This is a genomic window from Streptomyces sp. DSM 118878, from assembly GCF_052936595.1.
Window position 1 is genome coordinate 832,915 of sequence record NZ_CP193622.1, and the last position, 17,138, is coordinate 850,052.

A 17,138-nucleotide genomic window follows, 5' to 3' on the forward strand; every position below is an offset into this window, starting at 1 on the left:
CCCCGCACCCCCCACCCGCCGCGGTGGTGGGATGAGAGCCATGGACGATCTTCGGATACGGGCCGCCGAGCCCGGTGATCTCGACGCGGTGCTCGCCTTCTGGAAGGTGGCAGCCGAGGGGACCAGCATCAGCGACGACCGCTCCGGCGTGGAGCGGCTCGTCGGCCGTGACCCCGAGGCGCTGATCCTCGCCGAGCGTGACGGGGAGCTCGCGGGCACGGTCATCGCGGGCTTCGACGGCTGGCGCTGCCATCTGTACCGCCTGGCCGTCCACCCCGGGCACCGCCGTCGGGGCGTGGGCTCCGCGCTGCTCGCCGCGGCGGAGGAGCGGTTCGTACGCCTCGGCGGGCGGCGCGGCGACGCGATGGTCCTCGACCGCAACGAGCTCGCCCACCACACCTGGCGCGCGGCGGGCTACTCCCTCCAGCCGCAGTGGTCCCGCTGGGTGAAGCACCTCACGGACTGAGGGTCACGGCCGGCGGGTGCGGCACGTCACAGACCGGGTACGGACGGACGCGCGCGGGCCGGGTACACGGGCGGGATGAGCAGCCCGACCCCGAGCCCGCGCCCACCGACGTACGCGAGCTGTTTTGCTGACCCTTTACCATGGAGCGGTCACCCGTACCCCTCGTCTGAAAGGTGTGAGCGTCCGTCCATGGGCGAGCCTCCCAGTACCCGACATCGCGCGTTCCTCCCCACCCTGCCTGATCATGGGACGGAGGTGACCCGATGACCGAAGTGCTTCTGCTCCTCGTGGCGGTGCTGCTCTGCCTGGCCTGTGGTGTCTTCGTCGCGGCGGAGTTCTCCCTCACGACGGTCGAGCGCAGCGAGCTCGAACGAGCCGTCGACCGCGGCGAGCGCGGCGCCGCCGGCGCCCTCAAGGCGACCAAGAACCTCACGTTCCAGCTCTCCGGCGCGCAGCTCGGCATCACCGTCACCAACCTGGTGGTCGGCATGCTCTCCGAGCCCTCGATCGCCAAGCTCATCGCGGGCCCGCTGCGTGACCTGGGCCTGCCGGACTCGGCGTCGTCCTCGGTGGCCCTGGTCATGGGCACGGCGCTGTCGACGGTCTTCCTGATGGTCATCGGCGAGCTGGTCCCCAAGAACTGGGCGATCTCCTCGCCGCTCGCCGTGGCCAAGCGGGTCGCGACGGCCCAGCGCCTGTTCAGCGCCGCCTTCCGGCCGTTCATCGCGCATCTGAACAACACCGCGAACCGTTCCGTACGCCGCTTCGGCATCGAGCCCGCCGAGGAGCTGGCCTCCGCGCGCGGCCCCAAGGAGCTCGTGGCCCTGGCCAGGCACTCCGTCAAGGAGGGCGCGCTGGAGGCGGACACCGCCGAGCTGTTCGTCCGTACGCTGAACCTCGCCGACCTCAGCGCGGAGAACGTGATGACGCCGCGCGTGCAGGTCATCGCGCTCGACGTGCACGCCACCTGCGAGGACGTCGCGAACGCCACGCGCGCGACCGGCCTCTCCCGGTTCCCCGTCTACCGCGGCAACCTCGACTCCGTCGTCGGCGTGGCACACATCAAGGACGTCCTCGCCGTGCCGGCCGAACGCAGGCCACGCGCGTCGGTCGCCGAGTTGATGCGCGAGCCGCTGCTCGTACCGGAGTCGCTGACCGTCGACCGCCTGCTCGACCGGCTCTCCGGCAAGCGCACGATGGCCGTGGTCATCGACGAGTACGGCGGCACCGCGGGCGTCGCGACCCTGGAGGACATCGTCGAGGAGGTTGTCGGCGAGGTGCGCGACGAGCACGACCCGCACGAGACGCCCGACATTGCGCCCGCGGGCACGGACGAGGACGGCAGGACGCTCTGGTCCGCCGACGGTGCCGCCCGTACGGACCAGCTCGCGCGGGTCGGCCTGCGCGCGCCCGAGGGGCCCTACGAAACGCTCGCCGGGCTCGTCGCGACCGAGCTCGGGCGGATTCCCGCCGAGGGTGACGGTTTCGAGGTCGGTGGCTGGCGCCTGGTCGTCCAGGACGCCACCGGACGGCGCGCGGCGCGCGTGCTGCTGCACGCCCCGCTCGCCGCCGATGACCAGGAGGACGCCCGATGACCGCCATCCAGTTGCTGATCGGTCTGGCGACGCTCGTCGTCAACGCGTTCTTCGTGGGCGCCGAGTTCGCGCTCATCTCCGTGCGCCGCAGCCAGATCGAGCCGCGGGCCGAGGAGGGCGACCGGCGCGCCAAGAGCGTGATGTGGGGGCTCAAGCACGTGTCGGCGCTGCTCGCGGCGGCCCAGCTCGGCATCACGCTGTGCACCCTGGTGCTCGGTGTCGTCGCGGAGCCCGCGATCGCGCATCTCCTTGAGCCCCTGTTCGACTGGGTGGGCGTGCCGCACGGCCTGGTCCACCTGATCTCGTTCGTCATCGCGCTGACCGTGGCGACGTATCTGCACATGCTGCTCGGCGAGATGGTCCCGAAGAACATCGCGCTCGCGGAGCCGGTGCGCACGGCGCTGCTGCTCGGGCCGCCCCTGGTGGCGCTGGCACGGGCGCTGCGGCCGGTGATCTTCGCGATCAACGCGTTCGCCAACGGTCTGCTGAAGCTGATGCGCGTGGAGACCAAGGACGAGGTGTCGGCGAGTTTCTCCGACGAGGACCTGGCCCGCATGGTCAGGGACTCCGGCGACGCGGGGCTGATCGACGACCGCGCGCGGGAGCGTCTGCACGACGCGCTCGAACTGGGCCGCCGCCCGGTCAAGGACGTGGTCCTGCCGCTGGAGAACGTCGTCTACGCGCGCGTGGGCGTCACTCCGGAGGGTCTGGAACGTCTCTCCGCGGAGTCCGGGTTCTCCCGCTTTCCCGTCGTCGACGAGGGACGCCGCATCGTCGGCTATCTGCACGTCAAGGACGCGCTGGACCGGATGCCGCAGGACCTGCCGTTCCGGGTGCCGGACATGCGGAAGATCGCCCAGGTGCGCGAGACCACGCCGCTGGACGACGTGCTGACCGCGATGCGCGGCAGCCGTACGCATGTGGCCGCCGTACGCGGCTCCGACGGCCGGCTGGCCGGCATGGTCACGATGGAGGACGTGCTGCGCGAGCTCTTCGGCCAGCCGGTCTGACGTCACCCGCGCGGCGCGGACCTGCTGCCGACCGGCTCTTCCAGGAGGCCGGGGCCCTTGGCCCCGGCCTCCGAGGCGCCGATCGCCGTCAGGACGGCGAGCAGCGCCGCGAGACCGGCCGTCGCGAGGGCCGCGCCCCACTCGACGTCCAGGAGGCTGGTCGCCCCGGCGGCCAGGATGGCGGCGAACGCCTGGGCGAAGGTGCGGAGCGCGCGTTCCGCGGTGGCTTTCCAGAAGGCTGCGGTCCACATGGCGGGCTCGCTCTCTCACGACGACGGCGTGCCTTATGGCATACCGCCGCCGAGCCGCGCTGGGAACGGCCGCGTCGGGTTACCATCGCAGACGCCATGCAGATGAATGCCAAATACAACAGTCTGGTCGCGGTCGGCGACTCCTTCACCGAGGGCATGTCGGACCTCCTGCCCGACGGCACCTACCGCGGCTGGGCCGACATCCTGGCCGGCCGGATGGCCGCCCAGAGCCCCGGCTTCCGGTACGCGAACCTCGCGGTGCGCGGCAAGCTCATCGGGCAGATCGTCGCCGAGCAGGTGGGTGTCGCCGCGGAGATGCGGGCCGACGTGGTCACCCTGGTGGGCGGGCTCAACGACACCCTGCGCCCCAAGTGCGACATGAACCGCGTGTGCGACCTCCTCGAAGAGGCCGTGGAACGGCTCGCGCCCTCCTGCGAGCAGCTCGTGCTGATGCGCAGCCCCGGCCGGAACGGGCCGGTGATGGAGCGTTTCCGCCCCCGCATGGAGGCGCTCTTCACGCACATCGACAACCTGGCCGCGCGGCACGGCGCCCTGGTCGTGGACCTGTACGGCGCGGCCGTCCTCGGCGATCAGCGCCTCTGGGACGTCGACCGGCTGCACCCCACCGCGGAGGGGCACCGCAGGATCGCCGAGGCCGTGTGGCAGGCCCTCGGGCATCCGCCACAGGAGGACTGGCAGACCCCGCTGGCCGCCGTGGCGCCGCCGAACTGGGCCGCGCGCCGCGTCGCCGACGCGCGGTTCGCCAGGCAGTACCTCGCGCCGTGGGTCGTGCGCCGGCTGACCGGCCGCTCCTCCGGGGACGGTCTGCCGCCCAAGCGCCCCGACCTGCTGCCCTGGGAAGAACTGCGCCCCTGAACTCTCGTAGCTTCCGACGAACAGGGGCGTGGCGCTGGCCTGCATGAATGCCCAGTAGAATCAGGTCACGTGACTGCCGCGCCTGCAAAGCCCCGTATCCCGAACGTCCTCGCCGGACGTTATGCCTCCGCCGAGCTCGCCACCCTCTGGTCGCCCGAGCAGAAGGTGAAGCTGGAGCGTCAGCTCTGGCTCGCCGTGCTGCGCGCGCAGAAGGACCTCGGGATCGAGGTCCCGGACGCCGCCATCGCCGACTACGAGCGGGTGCTCGACCAGGTCGACCTGGCCTCCATCGCCGAGCGCGAGAAGGTCACGCGCCACGACGTGAAGGCCCGCATCGAGGAGTTCAACGCCCTCGCCGGGCACGAGCACGTCCACAAGGGCATGACCTCGCGCGACCTCACCGAGAACGTCGAGCAGCTCCAGATCCGGCTCTCCCTGGAGCTGATCCGTAGCCGTACCGTCGCCGTCCTGGCCCGCCTCGGCCGGCTCGCCGGTGAGTACGGCGAGCTGGTCATGGCGGGCCGCTCGCACAACGTCGCCGCGCAGGCGACGACGCTGGGCAAGCGCTTCGCGTCCGGCGCCGACGAGCTGCTCGTCGCCCATCGCCGCCTGGACGACCTCCTCGGCCGCTACCCGCTGCGCGGCATCAAGGGCCCGGTCGGCACCGCCCAGGACATGCTGGACCTGCTCGGCGGCGACGCCGACAAGCTCACCGACCTCGAAGGACGCATCGCCGGGCACCTCGGCTTCGACAGCGCGTTCACCTCCGTCGGCCAGGTCTACCCGCGCTCGCTCGACTACGAGGTCGTCACCGCCCTGGTGCAGATCGCCTCCGCGCCCTCCTCGCTCGCCAAGACGATCCGTCTGATGGCGGGCCACGAGCTGGTCACCGAGGGCTTCAAGCCGGGCCAGGTCGGCTCGTCCGCGATGCCGCACAAGATGAACACCCGCTCCTGCGAGCGCGTCAACGGCCTCACCGTCATCCTGCGCGGCTACGCCTCGATGACCGGCGAGCTGGCCGGCGACCAGTGGAACGAGGGCGACGTCTCCTGCTCGGTCGTGCGCCGGGTCGCCCTGCCCGACGCGTTCTTCGCGCTCGACGGCCTTCTGGAGACGTTCCTGACCGTCCTCGACGAGTTCGGCGCCTTCCCCGCCGTCGTCGCGCGCGAGCTGGACCGCTACCTCCCCTTCCTCGCCACCACCAAGGTCCTCATGGCCTCGGTGCGGGCGGGCGTCGGCCGCGAGGAGGCCCACGAGGCCATCAAGGAGAACGCGGTCGCCTCCGCGCTCGCGATGCGCGAGCAGGGCGCCGAGCGCAACGAACTGCTCGACAAGCTCGCCGCGGACTCCCGTATCCCGCTGGACCGCGCGCAGCTCGACGAGCTGATGGCCGACAAGCTGTCCTTCACGGGCGCGGCGAGCGCGCAGGTCGCCACGGTGGTCGCGCAGATCGAGGCGCTCCTCAAGGAGCACCCGGAGGCCGCCGCCTACACGCCGGGCGCGATCCTCTAGCTCCTCGGAGCGCATGGTGAGGGCCCCGGGGCGGCGCCCGCCCGGTTGGCGTCCTGGGCGACCAGGGCCGGGTCGACCGTGATGCCCGTGACGCCCAGGGGCTCGATGAGCGCGCGCAGGGCCGGCTCGGCGAGGCCGATCCACGGCTCGCGGGCGCCCAGGACGGCGCCGAGGAGATGCGGCGTGGTGAAGGCGACGGCGGTGCGCCCGCCGACGGGGGTACGGAACAGGCGGGCGACGCGGCCCGCGGGTCCCGGCCGGACGGGGACGAAGAGCCGCCCGGCCGGGCCGGGTTCGCAGGGCCCGGGGTCCTCGCCGAGCAGGAGCTCTGCCATGGGGTTCCTCCGGAGGGGGTGTCGGGGCCGCCGCGGTTGGGGACATCCGCGGCACACGGTGACGTTATGCCCGGCACGGCGTGTCAACACCCGGCCCGTTACGCGACGTTGACGCAGCGGCGCCCGGCCTTGACGCGACGCTCGCCTCTTGAGGGCTCGTGCGGGGGCCCGTTGGATGGCGGGCGTACGGGGAACCCGTACGGAGGCAGCAGGGCTCCCGAGCACGGTTCGACGGCCGGCGCCCGCCAGGAGAGCGCACGGCGAGCGCGGCTCGACAGGGCCGGGCGTCCGTGCCCTTTTCACCCGAAGGCCTCACCCCCCGAGGAGCGCCTCATGATCCGGCTCTCAGCGCAGCACCTCCCCGCCGTGTCCGCCTGGTTCGACACCGGGGCACCGGGGGCCGCCGCCCTCGCCGAGCACGTCGCCGCCACGGGCGTGGGCACCTGGTGGGGCGACCGTGCCCTCAGTCCCAGAACCGTGGCGGTCTCCTGCGCGGGCCACGTCGTGCTGAGCGGTGACCCCGGCGCGCTCTCCCCCGCCCTCCTCGCCCCTTTCGCGCACAGCCGCGTCGAGGCGTCGGCCCGCTTCCTGCCGCTGCTCGACGCCGCCTTCGACCGGGTCGTACCGGCCGAACGCCTGGTGTACGTGTACCGCGAGCCGGTGGCCGCGCCCCGGCCGCCGCGAGGCGTGACCGTACGGCGCCTCGAACCCGGCGACGCCCCCGCTCTCGCCGCGCTCTCCCCCACGTCGGCCTGGATCCACTCCAGCTGGGGCGGGCCCGAGGGGCTCGCCGCCTCCGGGCACGGCTGGGCCGCCTTCGACCGGAGCGGCCGGGTCGCCGCCGTCGCCTGCGGCTACTTCGTCGGCAACACGTACGAACGCCTGGCCGTGCTCACCCCCACGCAGCACCGGCACGAACGGCCGGCCCTGACCTGCGTCACCTCCCTGTGCGCCGACATCGGCGCGCGCGGACGCGTCGCGAGCTGGTCCTGCGGACGGGGCGACCGCATCGGCCGTCTCCTCGCCTGGACTGCGGGTTTCCGGCTGGAGCACGAGTACGCCCGTTACGTCACCGGAGGAGCCGCGGCCCGGCCGAATACGCCGCCCCGGGTCTCCGCGTGAACCGCCCGTCCGCGCCCCGCCCCTAGCCGTCCGCCGGTTGAAGATCAAGAGCGTCCGGGAGAGGTCAAGGTCACAGCCGAGGGTGGCACCGTGTGCCATGGGTTGAGCCCTAGCATCAGGGCATGACGGTCCAGCCTGACGACGGGCTTTCCCTGGCCGCCGAGTTCCCTGATGCGACCCATGAGCAGTGGCAGCGCCTTGTGGAAGGCGTGCTGCGCAAGTCGGGTAAGGACGCATCGGGGACGGCCGCAGAGGAAGCGCTGTCCACCCCACTCGAGGACGGGCTCACCACCCGCCCGCTGTACACCTCCCGTGACGCCGCGCCCGCCGCCGGCCACCCCGGCTTCGCCCCCTTCGTACGGGGCGGCACACCCGGTGGCAACGCCCCCGTGGGCTGGGACGTACGGCAGCGGCACACGAGCCCCGACCCCGCCCGCACCAACGAGGCCGCGCTCGCGGACCTGGAGAACGGCGTCACCTCGCTGTGGCTGGGCGTGGGCGCGAACGGCGTACCCGTGTCCGCGCTGCCGCGTGCGCTGGACGGCGTCCACCTCGACCTCGCGCCCGTCGTCCTCGACGCGGGAGCCGAATTCGGCCCCGCGGCACGCGCGTTGATCGCTTTGTACGAGGCCGCTGGCGTCCCGAAGCAGTCCGTCCGCGGCACGCTCGGCGCGGACGTGCTCGGCCACGAGGCCCGCTCCGGCGAGGCGTCGGACTCCGCCGAGGCCGTCGAACTCGCCGCGCTGTGCGCCCGGGAGTACCCGGGCCTGCGGGCCCTCGCCGTGGACGCGATGCCCTACCACGAGGCGGGCGGCTCGGCCGCGCAGGAGCTCGGCGCGTCCCTCGCGACCGGCGTCGCCTACCTGCGCGAACTGACGGCGGCCGGGCTCTCCGTGGCGGAGGCCTGCGCCCAGCTCGAATTCCGCTACGCGGCGACCGCCGACCAGTTCCTGACCATCGCCAAGCTCCGTGCCGCGCGCCGCCTCTGGGCGCGCGTGGCCGAGGTGTGCGGCGCGGACGCCGCCGGGGCGCAGCGTCAACACGCGGTGACCTCACCGGTGATGATGACCCGCCGCGACCCGTGGGTGAACATGCTCCGCACGACGGTGGCCTGTCTGGGGGCCGGGGTCGGCGGTGCCGACGCCGTCACCGTGCTGCCGTTCGACCACTCGCTCGGCCTGCCGGACGCCTTCGCGCGCCGCATCGCCCGCAACACCTCCACGATCCTGATCGACGAGTCACACCTGGCCCGCGTGATCGACCCGGCGGGCGGCTCCTGGTACGTGGAGCGGCTCACCGACGAACTCGCGCACGCGGCCTGGGCGTTCTTCCAGGAGATCGAGGGCGCGGGCGGCCAGGCCGCCGCCCTGCGCTCCGGCATGATCGGCGAACGTCTCGCCGCCACCTGGGCCGCCCGCAGCGAGAAGCTGGCCCGGCGCCGGGAACCGATCACGGGCGTCAGCGAGTTCCCGCACCTCGCCGAGAGCCCCGTGGAGCGCGAGACCGCACCCGCCGCGCCGGCCGGCGGCCTGCCGCGGGTCCGGCGCGACGAGGCGTACGAAGCGCTGCGCGCCCGCTCCGACGCACACCTCGCCGCGACCGGAGCACGCCCGAAGGTATTCATCGCGGCGCTCGGTCCTGCCGCCGCGCACACCGCGCGGGCGGGGTTCGCCGTGAACCTCTTCCAGGCGGGCGGCATCGAGACCGTGCACGAACCGGCCACGGTGGACGCGGCGACGGCCGCCGACGCCTTCCGGGCCTCCGGCGCACCGGTGGCGGTCCTCTGTTCGAGCGACGCGCTCTACGCCGAGCAGGCCGAGGCGGTCGCCGAGGCCCTCAAGGACGCGGGCGCCGGGCAGGTCTTCCTCGCGGGGCGCGGTGAGTACGACGGCGTCGACACGTACGTCCACGCCGGCTGTGACGCCGTGTCCGTGCTCTCCTCCACCCTCGACCGCATGGGAGTGGCGTAATGCGCATCCCCGACTTCTCCTCCGTAGACCTGGGACCCGGCACGGACGCCGCGGGCTCGCACGAGCGGTGGCGCACCGCCGTGAAGGAGACCACCGGCAGGTCCGAGAGCGACCTGCTGTGGGAGACCCCCGAGGGCATCGGGGTCAAGCCGCTGTACACCGGCGCCGACCTGGAGGGCCTCGACTTCCTCGGCACCTACCCGGGCGTGGCCCCGTACCTGCGCGGCCCCTACCCGACGATGTACGTGAACCAGCCCTGGACGATCCGGCAGTACGCGGGGTTCTCCACCGCCGAGGAGTCCAACGCCTTCTACCGGCGCAACCTCGCCGCCGGGCAGAAGGGCCTGTCGGTCGCCTTCGACCTGCCGACCCACCGCGGCTACGACAGCGACCACCCGCGCGTCACCGGTGACGTGGGCATGGCCGGGGTGGCCATCGACTCCATCTACGACATGCGGCAGCTCTTCGACGGCATCCCGCTGGACAAGATGACGGTGTCGATGACGATGAACGGCGCCGTGCTGCCCGTGCTCGCGCTGTACATCGTGGCGGCCGAGGAGCAGGGCGTACCGCCCGAGAAGCTGGCCGGGACCATCCAGAACGACATCCTCAAGGAGTTCATGGTCCGCAACACCTACATCTATCCGCCGACGCCCTCGATGCGGATCATCTCGGACATCTTCGCGTACACCTCGCAGAAGATGCCGCGGTACAACTCCATCTCCATCTCCGGCTATCACATCCAGGAGGCGGGCGCGACGGCCGACCTGGAGCTCGCGTACACGCTCGCCGACGGCGTGGAGTACCTGCGGGCCGGGCAGCAGGCGGGCCTGGACGTCGACGCGTTCGCGCCGCGCCTGTCGTTCTTCTGGGCGATCGGCATGAACTTCTTCATGGAGGTCGCCAAGCTCCGCGCCGCGCGCCTGCTCTGGGCGAAGCTCGTCAAGCAGTTCGACCCGAAGAACGCCAAGTCGCTCTCCCTGCGCACCCATTCGCAGACGTCGGGCTGGTCGCTGACCGCGCAGGACGTGTTCAACAACGTCACGCGGACCTGCGTCGAGGCGATGGCGGCGACCCAGGGCCACACCCAGTCGCTGCACACCAACGCCCTCGACGAGGCGCTGGCGCTGCCCACCGACTTCTCCGCCCGCATCGCCCGCAACACCCAGCTGCTGATCCAGCAGGAGTCGGGGACGACGCGGACGATCGACCCGTGGGGCGGCAGCGCGTACGTGGAGAAGCTGACGTACGACCTGGCGCGCCGCGCCTGGCAGCACATCGAGGAGGTCGAGGCCGCCGGGGGCATGGCGAAGGCCATCGACGCGGGCATCCCGAAGCTGCGCGTGGAGGAGGCCGCCGCGCGCACGCAGGCCCGCATCGACTCGGGGCGGCAGCCGGTCATCGGCGTCAACAAATACCGCGTGGACTCCGACGAGCAGATCGAGGTCCGCTCGGTCGACAACTCCTCGGTGCGCGCCCAGCAGATCGACAAGCTGCGGCGCCTTCGCGAGGAGCGCGACGACACGGTCTGCCGGGACGCGCTGCGCGCGCTGGCCGCGGCGGCCGAGCGCGGTTCCGGGCCCGGTCTTGAGGGCAATCTCCTTGCCCTCGCGGTGGACGCGGCCCGCGCCAAGGCCACGGTCGGTGAGATCTCCGACGCCTTGGAGAGCGTGTACGGGCGGCACGCGGGCCAGATCCGTACGATCTCCGGTGTGTACCGCACCGAAGCAGGCCAGTCCCCGTCCGTCGAGCGCACCCGCGCCCTGGTGGACGTCTTCGACGAGGCCGAGGGACGCCGTCCGCGCATCCTGGTGGCGAAGATGGGCCAGGACGGCCACGACCGCGGCCAGAAGGTGATCGCCAGTGCCTTCGCCGACCTCGGCTTCGACGTCGACGTCGGCCCGCTCTTCCAGACCCCCGCGGAGGTCGCGCGCCAGGCCGTCGAGGCGGACGTGCACATCGTGGGTGTCTCCTCGCTGGCGGCGGGGCACCTCACCCTCGTACCGGCACTGCGCGAGGAGCTGGCCGCCGAGGGCCGCGAGGACATCATGATCGTGGTGGGCGGGGTGATCCCGCCGCAGGACATCGAGGCGCTGCAGCAGGCGGGCGCCACGGCGGTGTTCCCGCCCGGCACGGTGATCCCGGACGCGGCGCACGACCTGGTGAAGCGACTGGCGGCCGACCTCGGCCACGACCTGTGAGCCGGTGAGTCCGCTGCCTGCCACGATCGACATCGACGCGTACGCCAAGGGTGTCCTCGACGGGAAGCGCGCGTTCGTCGCGCGCGCCATCACTCTCGTCGAGTCGACCCGGCCGCAGCACCGGCTGCTCGCGCAGCGGCTGCTGACCGAGCTGCTTCCGCACAGCGGGCGGGCGCGGCGGATCGGGATCAGCGGGGTGCCCGGCGTGGGAAAGTCCACGTTCATCGACGCGCTCGGCACGATGCTGACCTCGCTCGGGCACCGCGTGGCGGTGCTCGCCGTCGACCCGTCGTCGACGCGCACCGGCGGCTCCATCCTGGGCGACAAGACCCGGATGGAGCGGCTCTCGCAGGACCCCGCCGCCTTCGTACGGCCCTCTCCTTCCGCCGGGACGCTCGGCGGCGTCGCCAAGGCGACCCGGGAGTCGATCGTGGTGATGGAGGCCGCGGGGTACGACGTGGTGCTCGTGGAGACCGTGGGTGTCGGGCAGTCGGAGACGGCCGTGGCGAACATGGTCGACACGTTCCTGCTGCTCACCCTCGCCCGCACGGGCGACCAGCTCCAGGGCATCAAGAAGGGCGTCCTCGAACTCGCGGACGTGATCGCCGTGAACAAGGCCGACGGTCCGCACGAGCGGGACGCCCGCTCGGCGGCGCGTGAACTGGCGGGCGCGCTGCGGCTGATGCACCCCAGCGATGCCGCGTGGACGCCACCGGTCCTGACGTGCAGCGCCCGGGAGTCGAGCGGCCTGGACACGCTCTGGGACCGGCTGCAACAGCACCACACACTGCTCGACTCCACGGGACGCCTCGCCGCCAAGCGCCGTGACCAGCAGATCGACTGGACGTGGTCGATGGTGCGGGACGAGCTGCTCGGCAGGCTCCGCGACCACGCCGAGGTCCGCCGCGTGACCCCCGAGCTCGAACAGCGCGTCCGGGAGGGCACGCTGACGGCATCGTCGGCCGCCGAGCTGATCCTCGACGCCTTTCAGGGCCCGGGGCGGGGCGAGGGCTCGGGCGCGCCGGGGGCGTCCTCGCACTGAAACAGGGTGGCCGCGTTGGGGGCCGGCGGATCGCGTTGACGCGTGCCCGCCGGTCCCGCCGGCCGCCTCGCACCACCGCGCACCACACGAACGGAGCCACCGCACCATGAACGCCCCCTCCGACGACGCCCCCGTACTGCTCCGCCGCGAAGGCCGCGCCGGATACGTCGTCCTGAACCGGCCGCGGTCCCTCAACGCCCTCAACCACACCATGGTCCACCTCCTGGACCGCGCCCTCACCGACTGGGAGGGCGACGGCTCGGTGGAGACGGTGGTCCTCACCGGTGCCGGGGAGCGCGGGCTCTGCGCGGGCGGCGACATCCGCTCCATCCACGACGACGTCAAGGCGGGGCGCACGGCGGCACCGGCCGCGTTCTGGTACGACGAGTACCGCCTCAACGCCCGTATCGCCCGCTTCCCCAAGCCGTACGTCGCCGTCATGGACGGCATCGTGATGGGCGGCGGCGTGGGCGTCTCGGCGCACGGCGGCGTGCGCGTGGTCACCGAGCGCTCCCGGATCGCGATGCCCGAGACCGGCATCGGCTTCGTGCCGGACGTCGGCGGTACGTACCTCCTCACGCGCACGCCCGGCGAACTGGGCACGCACCTCGCCCTGACCGGCTCACCCGTGGCGGCAGGCGACGCGCTGCTCTGCGGGCTCGCCGACCACTACGTGCCCTCGGAGCGCCTGCCGGAGTTCACCGCCGCCCTCGCCGCCATGCCCGCGGCCGACGCCGTGCGCAGGTACGAGGCCGCCGCCCCCGAGGCGGAACTGACCGCGCACCGCGAGTGGATCGACCACTGCTACGCGGCCGGCACCGTCGAGGAGATCGTGGACCGGCTGCACGCCTGCGGCGACCGGCACGCCAAGGAGGCGGCCGAGACGCTTCTGGCCAAGTCCCCGACCGCCCTGAAGGTCACGCTCGCCGCACTGCGCGGGGCGCGTGAACTGCCGGACCTTCGAGCCGTGCTCGCCCAGGAGTACCGCGTGTCCTGCGCCATGCTGGGCGCGCCCGACCTGCCCGAGGGCATCCGCGCCCAGGTGGTCGACAAGGACCGCAGGCCGCGCTGGTCGCCCGCGGAGCTCGCCCAGGTGACGGAGGCGGAGGTGGCCAGCTTCTTCGCCGAACCCGCCGGTGGCCCGCTGCGCTTCGGCTGACACTCAAGCCCCGCTGTCGCCCCGCCGAGCGCCGGACCGCGGGTCAGGGCGGGGGTATCTCCGTCACCACGGCGAGGAGCTGGAAGGGCAGTTCCTTGTCCCACTGGGCGACCCCGAGGACTATCCAGCGCCCGTCCACGTGCCACAGGTGCAGGTCGGGCACGGACGAGGCGAGCTGGGCCCACGGCTGCGGTATCTCCTCCTCGGCGTCATCGCCGAAGCCCGCGCCCATCGTCCGGTCGAAGAGGCTCGCCAGGCTGAACCGCTGCGGCGGGCCCCAGCGGTCGGCGAGGAGGACCGTCAGGCCGTCGCGCTCGGCCTCGTACTGCTCCTCCGTGAGGTGCCGGCGGGTGCCGTCGTCCTCCCAGAAGGTGTCGCTCGTCAGTAACTCCCCGATGTGGTAACCGGGCCCCTCGGAGCCGCACGGGGACCTGCCGTGCTCCGCGGGGAACTCCCGGGAGCGCAGCAGGTCGATCACGGCGAGATGCTGTGCGGTACTCATGAGGACCAGTAAAGCGGGCGGCACTGACAATCAGTCATCCGCCGGACGGCGCGGAGCCGTCGGCAGCCTCACGCGTCGCGCCTGCGCACCGCCCACCAGCCCGCGAGCAGCGCCGCCGCCGCCCAGGCCGCAAGGACGGCGAGTCCGGCCCAGGGCCCCAGCGTTCCCGTCGGGGCCTCGTGCAGCACCTGCTGGCCCGCCTTGTCCGGCAGGAAGGCCGCGACGCCGCTGTCCATGTCGCCGACCACGAAGGACACGATCAGCGTGAAGGGGATGAGGATGCTCAGGACGGCGACTCCGCTGCGCAGCACCGCCGTCAGGCCGACCGCGAGGAGCGTCATCAGGGCGAGGTAGATCCCACCGCCCACGCAGGCCCGCACCGCGCCGGGGTGACCGAGGCCGATCCCGTCGTCGCCCAGGAACGCCTGGCCGATCAGGAAGGTGCCGAAGCCGGTGAGCAGCCCGGCGAGCAGCGCGAGGCCGCCGACGACCGCGACCTTGGAGGCGTAGAAGAGCCCGCGGCGCGGCACCGCGGCGAGGGAGATCCGCAGGGCACCGCTCGTGTACTCCGACGCGACGGCGGTCGTACCGAAGCTGATGGCCGCGATCTGGCCGAAGTTGAAGGCGTAGAAGGCATCGAAGAGCGGTTCGGCGTCGGCCTTGTCCGCCTCGGCCACGCCGACCGTCGCGAACACCAGGGCGGTGATGGCGACGGTCGCCGCGAACACGGTGACCAGCGAGATCAGGCTGGACCGGAGGGTCTTGACCTTGATCCACTCTGCGTGGGCGACGGGCAGCACGGCACTGTGGGACACGGTCAGACCTCCTGGGGGGACGTGGCGGCGGGCGTGGCCGGAGCGGTGGCCGAGAACTGGGTCTCCTCCGCCGTGAGGGCGAGGTAGGCCTGCTCCAGGGAGGCCCGTTCGTCGGCGAGTTCGAGCACGGGGACGCCGGCGGCCGCGGCGAGGGCGCCGATCTCCTCGGCCCTGGCGTCGTCGACCGTCCAGCGGCCGTCGTCCGCGTCCCCGAGCACGTATCCCTTGGCCAGGAGGATGTCGCGGAGCCGGTCGGGGTCGGTCGTGCGCACCCGCACGCGCGGGTGGCTGTGCGCCTCGATGAAGTCGGACATCGGGGTGTCCGTCAGGAGCCTGCCGCGGCCGAGGACCACGAGGTGGTCGGCGAAGGTGGCGGTCTCGTTCATGAGGTGGCTGGAGACGAGGACCGTACGGCCCTCCTGGGCGAGGCGCCGCATCAACTCGCGTATCCAGATGATGCCTTCGGGGTCGAGGCCGTTGGACGGCTCGTCGAGCATCACCACGGCGGGATCGCCGAGCAGGGCCGCGGCGATGCCGAGACGCTGCCGCATGCCCAGCGAGAACGTCTTGATCCTGCGTCCGGCCACCGTCTCCAGTCCGGCCTCTTCGAGGACGTCGTCGACGCGGCGTGCCGGGATGCGGTTGCTGACGGCGAGGGCGAGGAGGTGGTTGCGGGCGGTGCGTGAACCGTGTGCCGCCTGGGCGTCCAGAAGGGTCCCGACGTGGCGCAGGGGTTCGTCGATGTCGGCGTAGGCACGGCCGCCGACCGTGGCCGTGCCGGAGGTCGGCCGGTCGAGGCCGAGGACGAGGCGCATGGTCGTCGACTTGCCGGCGCCGTTGGGACCGAGGAATCCGGTGACCTTGCCGGGGCGGACGCTGAACGAGAGGGCGTCCACGGCGCGGGTCGTGCCGTACTCCTTGGTGAGGTCTTGGACGTCGATGCTGGTCATGGGAGCAGCCTCGCCGCGGACGGTGTCCGTGGTCTTCCCCCGTCCGGGGAGTGTGTCTCCCCCGGGCGGGGGAGCCGCGCGGCGCGGCCCTGCTGGCACCATGACGGCATGCCCGGCTTCCTGGAACCCCTGACGCGCGCGTTCACCTACACGCGCTGGCTGCACGTCTTCCTGGGGTCGGGCGTCGCATGGGTGAGCGCCTCGATCTATCCCGGGCTCGCCCATCCCACGTACACCGACTGGCTGCTCGTCGCGACCGTCCCCGTGCCCATGCTGGTGGCGGCCGCCATGGTGCCCGTCATTCGCAGGTCCGAGGGGCTGCAGGCCCGCATGATGCTGTTTCCCGGTCAGCACGCGCGCGTGGCGGGCGCAGAGGTGGAGGAGCCCGGCATCTCCGTGGCCCCTTCCGCCTCATGGCGTGACCGGGTGCGGACCGCCGTATGGCTGGTGTTCCGCCTGGAGACGGGCATCGCCCTGGTTCTCTTGTGACGGGCCAGCTCCTCGGAACGGTCTTCATTCTGGCGGGCTCGAACGACCAGCCACCGGCATCCGATGGCCTGCTGTTCCCCGTGCCCGAGTCGGACTGGATCAGGCTGCCGCTGGGCCCGCTCCTCGTCCTCTCCGAGTACGGCGCGCTGCTGGCGGCGGGCCATGTGACGGCCGTGGTGGCCCGCCGCCTGCTCGGCCCCTCCCCCGCCGAACGCCTCGCCGTCATGGAGGAGCGCACCGAGCAGCTCCTCGAACGCAACCGCATCGCGCGCGAGCTGCACGACTCCATAGGCCACGCGCTGACCGTCGCCGTCGTCCAGGCGGGCGCCGCGCGGGCCGCGGCCGACCCGGAGTTCACCGCGCGGGCCCTGGAGGCGGTCGAGGAGACCGGGCGGGCCGCTCTGGAGGACCTGGAGCGGGTCCTGCGGGTGCTGCGCGAGGACGAGCAGCCCGTGGGCGCCCGGCCGACCCTCACCGACGCCGAGCGTCTCCTGCAGTCGGCGCGCGCCTCCGGGGCGAAGGTGGACGTGGAGGTGACGGGCCCCGTGGAGCGGCTGCCGGGTCCGGTCTCCCGTGAGGGGTACCGAATGCTCCAGGAGGCGCTGACCAACGTCCTGCGCCACTCGGGGCCGGTGCCGGTGCGGCTGCGAATAGCCGTCGACGACAGCCGCCTGGTGATGGAGGTGCGCAACGCGCTGCCGGGCGGGGCCGGTCCGACCGGGCGGGGCGGCAGTGGTCTGCGCGGGCTCCGGGAGCGGGCCACGCTGCTCGGCGGGCGGGCCACCACGGGCCCGGTCGACGGTGACTGGCAGGTTCACGTCGAACTGCCCCTGCGGTGATCTA

General features: G+C 72.7%; 15 protein-coding genes and 1 pseudogene. 11 read left to right on the forward strand and 5 right to left on the reverse strand.

Annotated elements, in window-relative coordinates; all coding sequences use genetic code 11:
- Positions 1 to 40 precede the first annotated feature (40 nt).
- From ACRAKF_RS03630 to ACRAKF_RS03640, 3 genes are all read left to right on the forward strand, one after another.
- Positions 41 to 466, forward strand: coding sequence for a GNAT family N-acetyltransferase (locus tag ACRAKF_RS03630; protein ID WP_447035339.1), 426 nt, complete (start codon positions 41 to 43; stop codon positions 464 to 466).
- 263 nt (positions 467 to 729) lie between these two features.
- Positions 730 to 2,061 carry a hemolysin family protein gene (locus ACRAKF_RS03635; protein ID WP_447035340.1) on the forward strand — a complete coding sequence of 444 codons (1,332 nt, stop codon included), beginning with the start codon at positions 730 to 732 and terminating at the stop codon, positions 2,059 to 2,061.
- Positions 2,058 to 3,071, forward strand: coding sequence for a hemolysin family protein (locus ACRAKF_RS03640; protein WP_447035341.1), 1,014 nt, complete (start codon positions 2,058 to 2,060; stop codon positions 3,069 to 3,071). The genes ACRAKF_RS03635 and ACRAKF_RS03640 overlap by 4 nt, the downstream gene beginning before the upstream one ends.
- Before the next feature lie 2 nt (positions 3,072 to 3,073).
- Here ACRAKF_RS03640 and ACRAKF_RS03645 read toward each other — a convergent pair whose 3' ends face one another.
- A complete protein-coding gene (locus tag ACRAKF_RS03645) occupies positions 3,074 to 3,322 on the reverse strand; it encodes a holin (RefSeq protein ID WP_447035342.1) in 249 nt (82 codons plus the stop codon).
- Between the two features lie 96 nt (positions 3,323 to 3,418).
- Here ACRAKF_RS03645 and ACRAKF_RS03650 point away from each other — a divergent pair, with 96 nt between their 5' ends.
- The gene (locus ACRAKF_RS03650) at positions 3,419 to 4,198 is read left to right on the forward strand and encodes an SGNH/GDSL hydrolase family protein (RefSeq protein ID WP_447035343.1); all 780 of its coding nucleotides are present in this window, start codon (positions 3,419 to 3,421) and stop codon (positions 4,196 to 4,198) included.
- A 69-nt stretch (positions 4,199 to 4,267) separates the two neighbouring features.
- Positions 4,268 to 5,710: an adenylosuccinate lyase gene (purB, locus tag ACRAKF_RS03655; RefSeq protein WP_447035344.1), complete on the forward strand. Its 1,443-nt coding sequence runs from the start codon at positions 4,268 to 4,270 to the stop codon at positions 5,708 to 5,710.
- Here purB and ACRAKF_RS03660 read toward each other — a convergent pair.
- Positions 5,707 to 6,045, reverse strand: coding sequence for an SAV_915 family protein (locus ACRAKF_RS03660; protein ID WP_447035345.1), 339 nt, complete (start codon positions 6,043 to 6,045; stop codon positions 5,707 to 5,709). The two genes, purB and ACRAKF_RS03660, sit on opposite strands and share 4 nt — an antisense overlap.
- A gap of 333 nt (positions 6,046 to 6,378) precedes the next feature.
- On the opposite strand from ACRAKF_RS03660, the gene ACRAKF_RS03665 reads away from it, so the two are divergent.
- The 5 genes from ACRAKF_RS03665 (at position 6,379) to ACRAKF_RS03685 (ending at position 13,539) form a co-directional block, all read left to right on the forward strand.
- Entirely contained in the window at positions 6,379 to 7,167 is a 789-nt protein-coding gene (locus ACRAKF_RS03665) for a GNAT family N-acetyltransferase (protein ID WP_447035347.1), read from the forward strand.
- Positions 7,168 to 7,289: 122 nt separating this feature from the next.
- Positions 7,290 to 9,137, forward strand: a complete 1,848-nt coding sequence (gene mutA, locus ACRAKF_RS03670; protein WP_447035348.1) for a methylmalonyl-CoA mutase small subunit — start codon at positions 7,290 to 7,292, stop codon at positions 9,135 to 9,137.
- The gene (gene scpA, locus ACRAKF_RS03675) at positions 9,137 to 11,338 is read left to right on the forward strand and encodes a methylmalonyl-CoA mutase (RefSeq protein ID WP_447035349.1); all 2,202 of its coding nucleotides are present in this window, start codon (positions 9,137 to 9,139) and stop codon (positions 11,336 to 11,338) included. Before mutA ends, scpA begins: the two co-directional genes overlap by 1 nt.
- Before the next feature lie 13 nt (positions 11,339 to 11,351).
- Positions 11,352 to 12,380: a methylmalonyl Co-A mutase-associated GTPase MeaB gene (gene meaB / locus ACRAKF_RS03680; protein ID WP_447041788.1), complete on the forward strand. Its 1,029-nt coding sequence runs from the start codon at positions 11,352 to 11,354 to the stop codon at positions 12,378 to 12,380.
- 106 nt (positions 12,381 to 12,486) lie between these two features.
- Positions 12,487 to 13,539, forward strand: a complete 1,053-nt coding sequence (locus ACRAKF_RS03685; RefSeq protein WP_447035350.1) for an enoyl-CoA hydratase/isomerase family protein — start codon at positions 12,487 to 12,489, stop codon at positions 13,537 to 13,539.
- Between the two features lie 43 nt (positions 13,540 to 13,582).
- On the opposite strand, the gene ACRAKF_RS03690 is transcribed toward ACRAKF_RS03685, so the two are convergent.
- The 3 genes from ACRAKF_RS03690 to ACRAKF_RS03700 all read right to left on the reverse strand — a co-directional run bounded on the left by ACRAKF_RS03690 (position 13,583) and on the right by ACRAKF_RS03700 (position 15,806).
- Entirely contained in the window at positions 13,583 to 14,041 is a 459-nt protein-coding gene (locus tag ACRAKF_RS03690) for a hypothetical protein (RefSeq protein WP_447035351.1), read from the reverse strand.
- A 68-nt stretch (positions 14,042 to 14,109) separates the two neighbouring features.
- Positions 14,110 to 14,862, reverse strand: coding sequence for an ABC transporter permease (locus ACRAKF_RS03695; protein WP_447041790.1), 753 nt, complete (start codon positions 14,860 to 14,862; stop codon positions 14,110 to 14,112).
- A complete protein-coding gene (locus ACRAKF_RS03700) occupies positions 14,859 to 15,806 on the reverse strand; it encodes an ATP-binding cassette domain-containing protein (protein ID WP_447035352.1) in 948 nt (315 codons plus the stop codon). Before ACRAKF_RS03700 ends, ACRAKF_RS03695 begins: the two co-directional genes overlap by 4 nt.
- A 108-nt stretch (positions 15,807 to 15,914) precedes the next feature.
- On the opposite strand from ACRAKF_RS03700, the pseudogene ACRAKF_RS03705 reads away from it, so the two are divergent.
- Positions 15,915 to 17,134: pseudogene (locus ACRAKF_RS03705) on the forward strand (sensor histidine kinase).
- Positions 17,135 to 17,138: the final 4 nt, after the last annotated feature.

Coding starts and splice junctions, on each gene's coding strand:
- scpA (WP_447035349.1), top strand. CDS start 9,137: ATGCGCATCCCCGACTTCTCCTCCGTAGACCTGGGACCCGGCACGGAC.
- mutA (WP_447035348.1), top strand. CDS start 7,290: ATGACGGTCCAGCCTGACGACGGGCTTTCCCTGGCCGCCGAGTTCCCT.
- ACRAKF_RS03645 (WP_447035342.1), bottom strand. CDS start 3,322: ATGTGGACCGCAGCCTTCTGGAAAGCCACCGCGGAACGCGCGCTCCGC.
- ACRAKF_RS03685 (WP_447035350.1), top strand. CDS start 12,487: ATGAACGCCCCCTCCGACGACGCCCCCGTACTGCTCCGCCGCGAAGGC.
- ACRAKF_RS03650 (WP_447035343.1), top strand. CDS start 3,419: ATGCAGATGAATGCCAAATACAACAGTCTGGTCGCGGTCGGCGACTCC.
- ACRAKF_RS03630 (WP_447035339.1), top strand. CDS start 41: ATGGACGATCTTCGGATACGGGCCGCCGAGCCCGGTGATCTCGACGCG.
- ACRAKF_RS03635 (WP_447035340.1), top strand. CDS start 730: ATGACCGAAGTGCTTCTGCTCCTCGTGGCGGTGCTGCTCTGCCTGGCC.
- ACRAKF_RS03690 (WP_447035351.1), bottom strand. CDS start 14,041: ATGAGTACCGCACAGCATCTCGCCGTGATCGACCTGCTGCGCTCCCGG.
- ACRAKF_RS03665 (WP_447035347.1), top strand. CDS start 6,379: ATGATCCGGCTCTCAGCGCAGCACCTCCCCGCCGTGTCCGCCTGGTTC.
- ACRAKF_RS03700 (WP_447035352.1), bottom strand. CDS start 15,806: ATGACCAGCATCGACGTCCAAGACCTCACCAAGGAGTACGGCACGACC.
- ACRAKF_RS03640 (WP_447035341.1), top strand. CDS start 2,058: ATGACCGCCATCCAGTTGCTGATCGGTCTGGCGACGCTCGTCGTCAAC.
- ACRAKF_RS03660 (WP_447035345.1), bottom strand. CDS start 6,045: ATGGCAGAGCTCCTGCTCGGCGAGGACCCCGGGCCCTGCGAACCCGGC.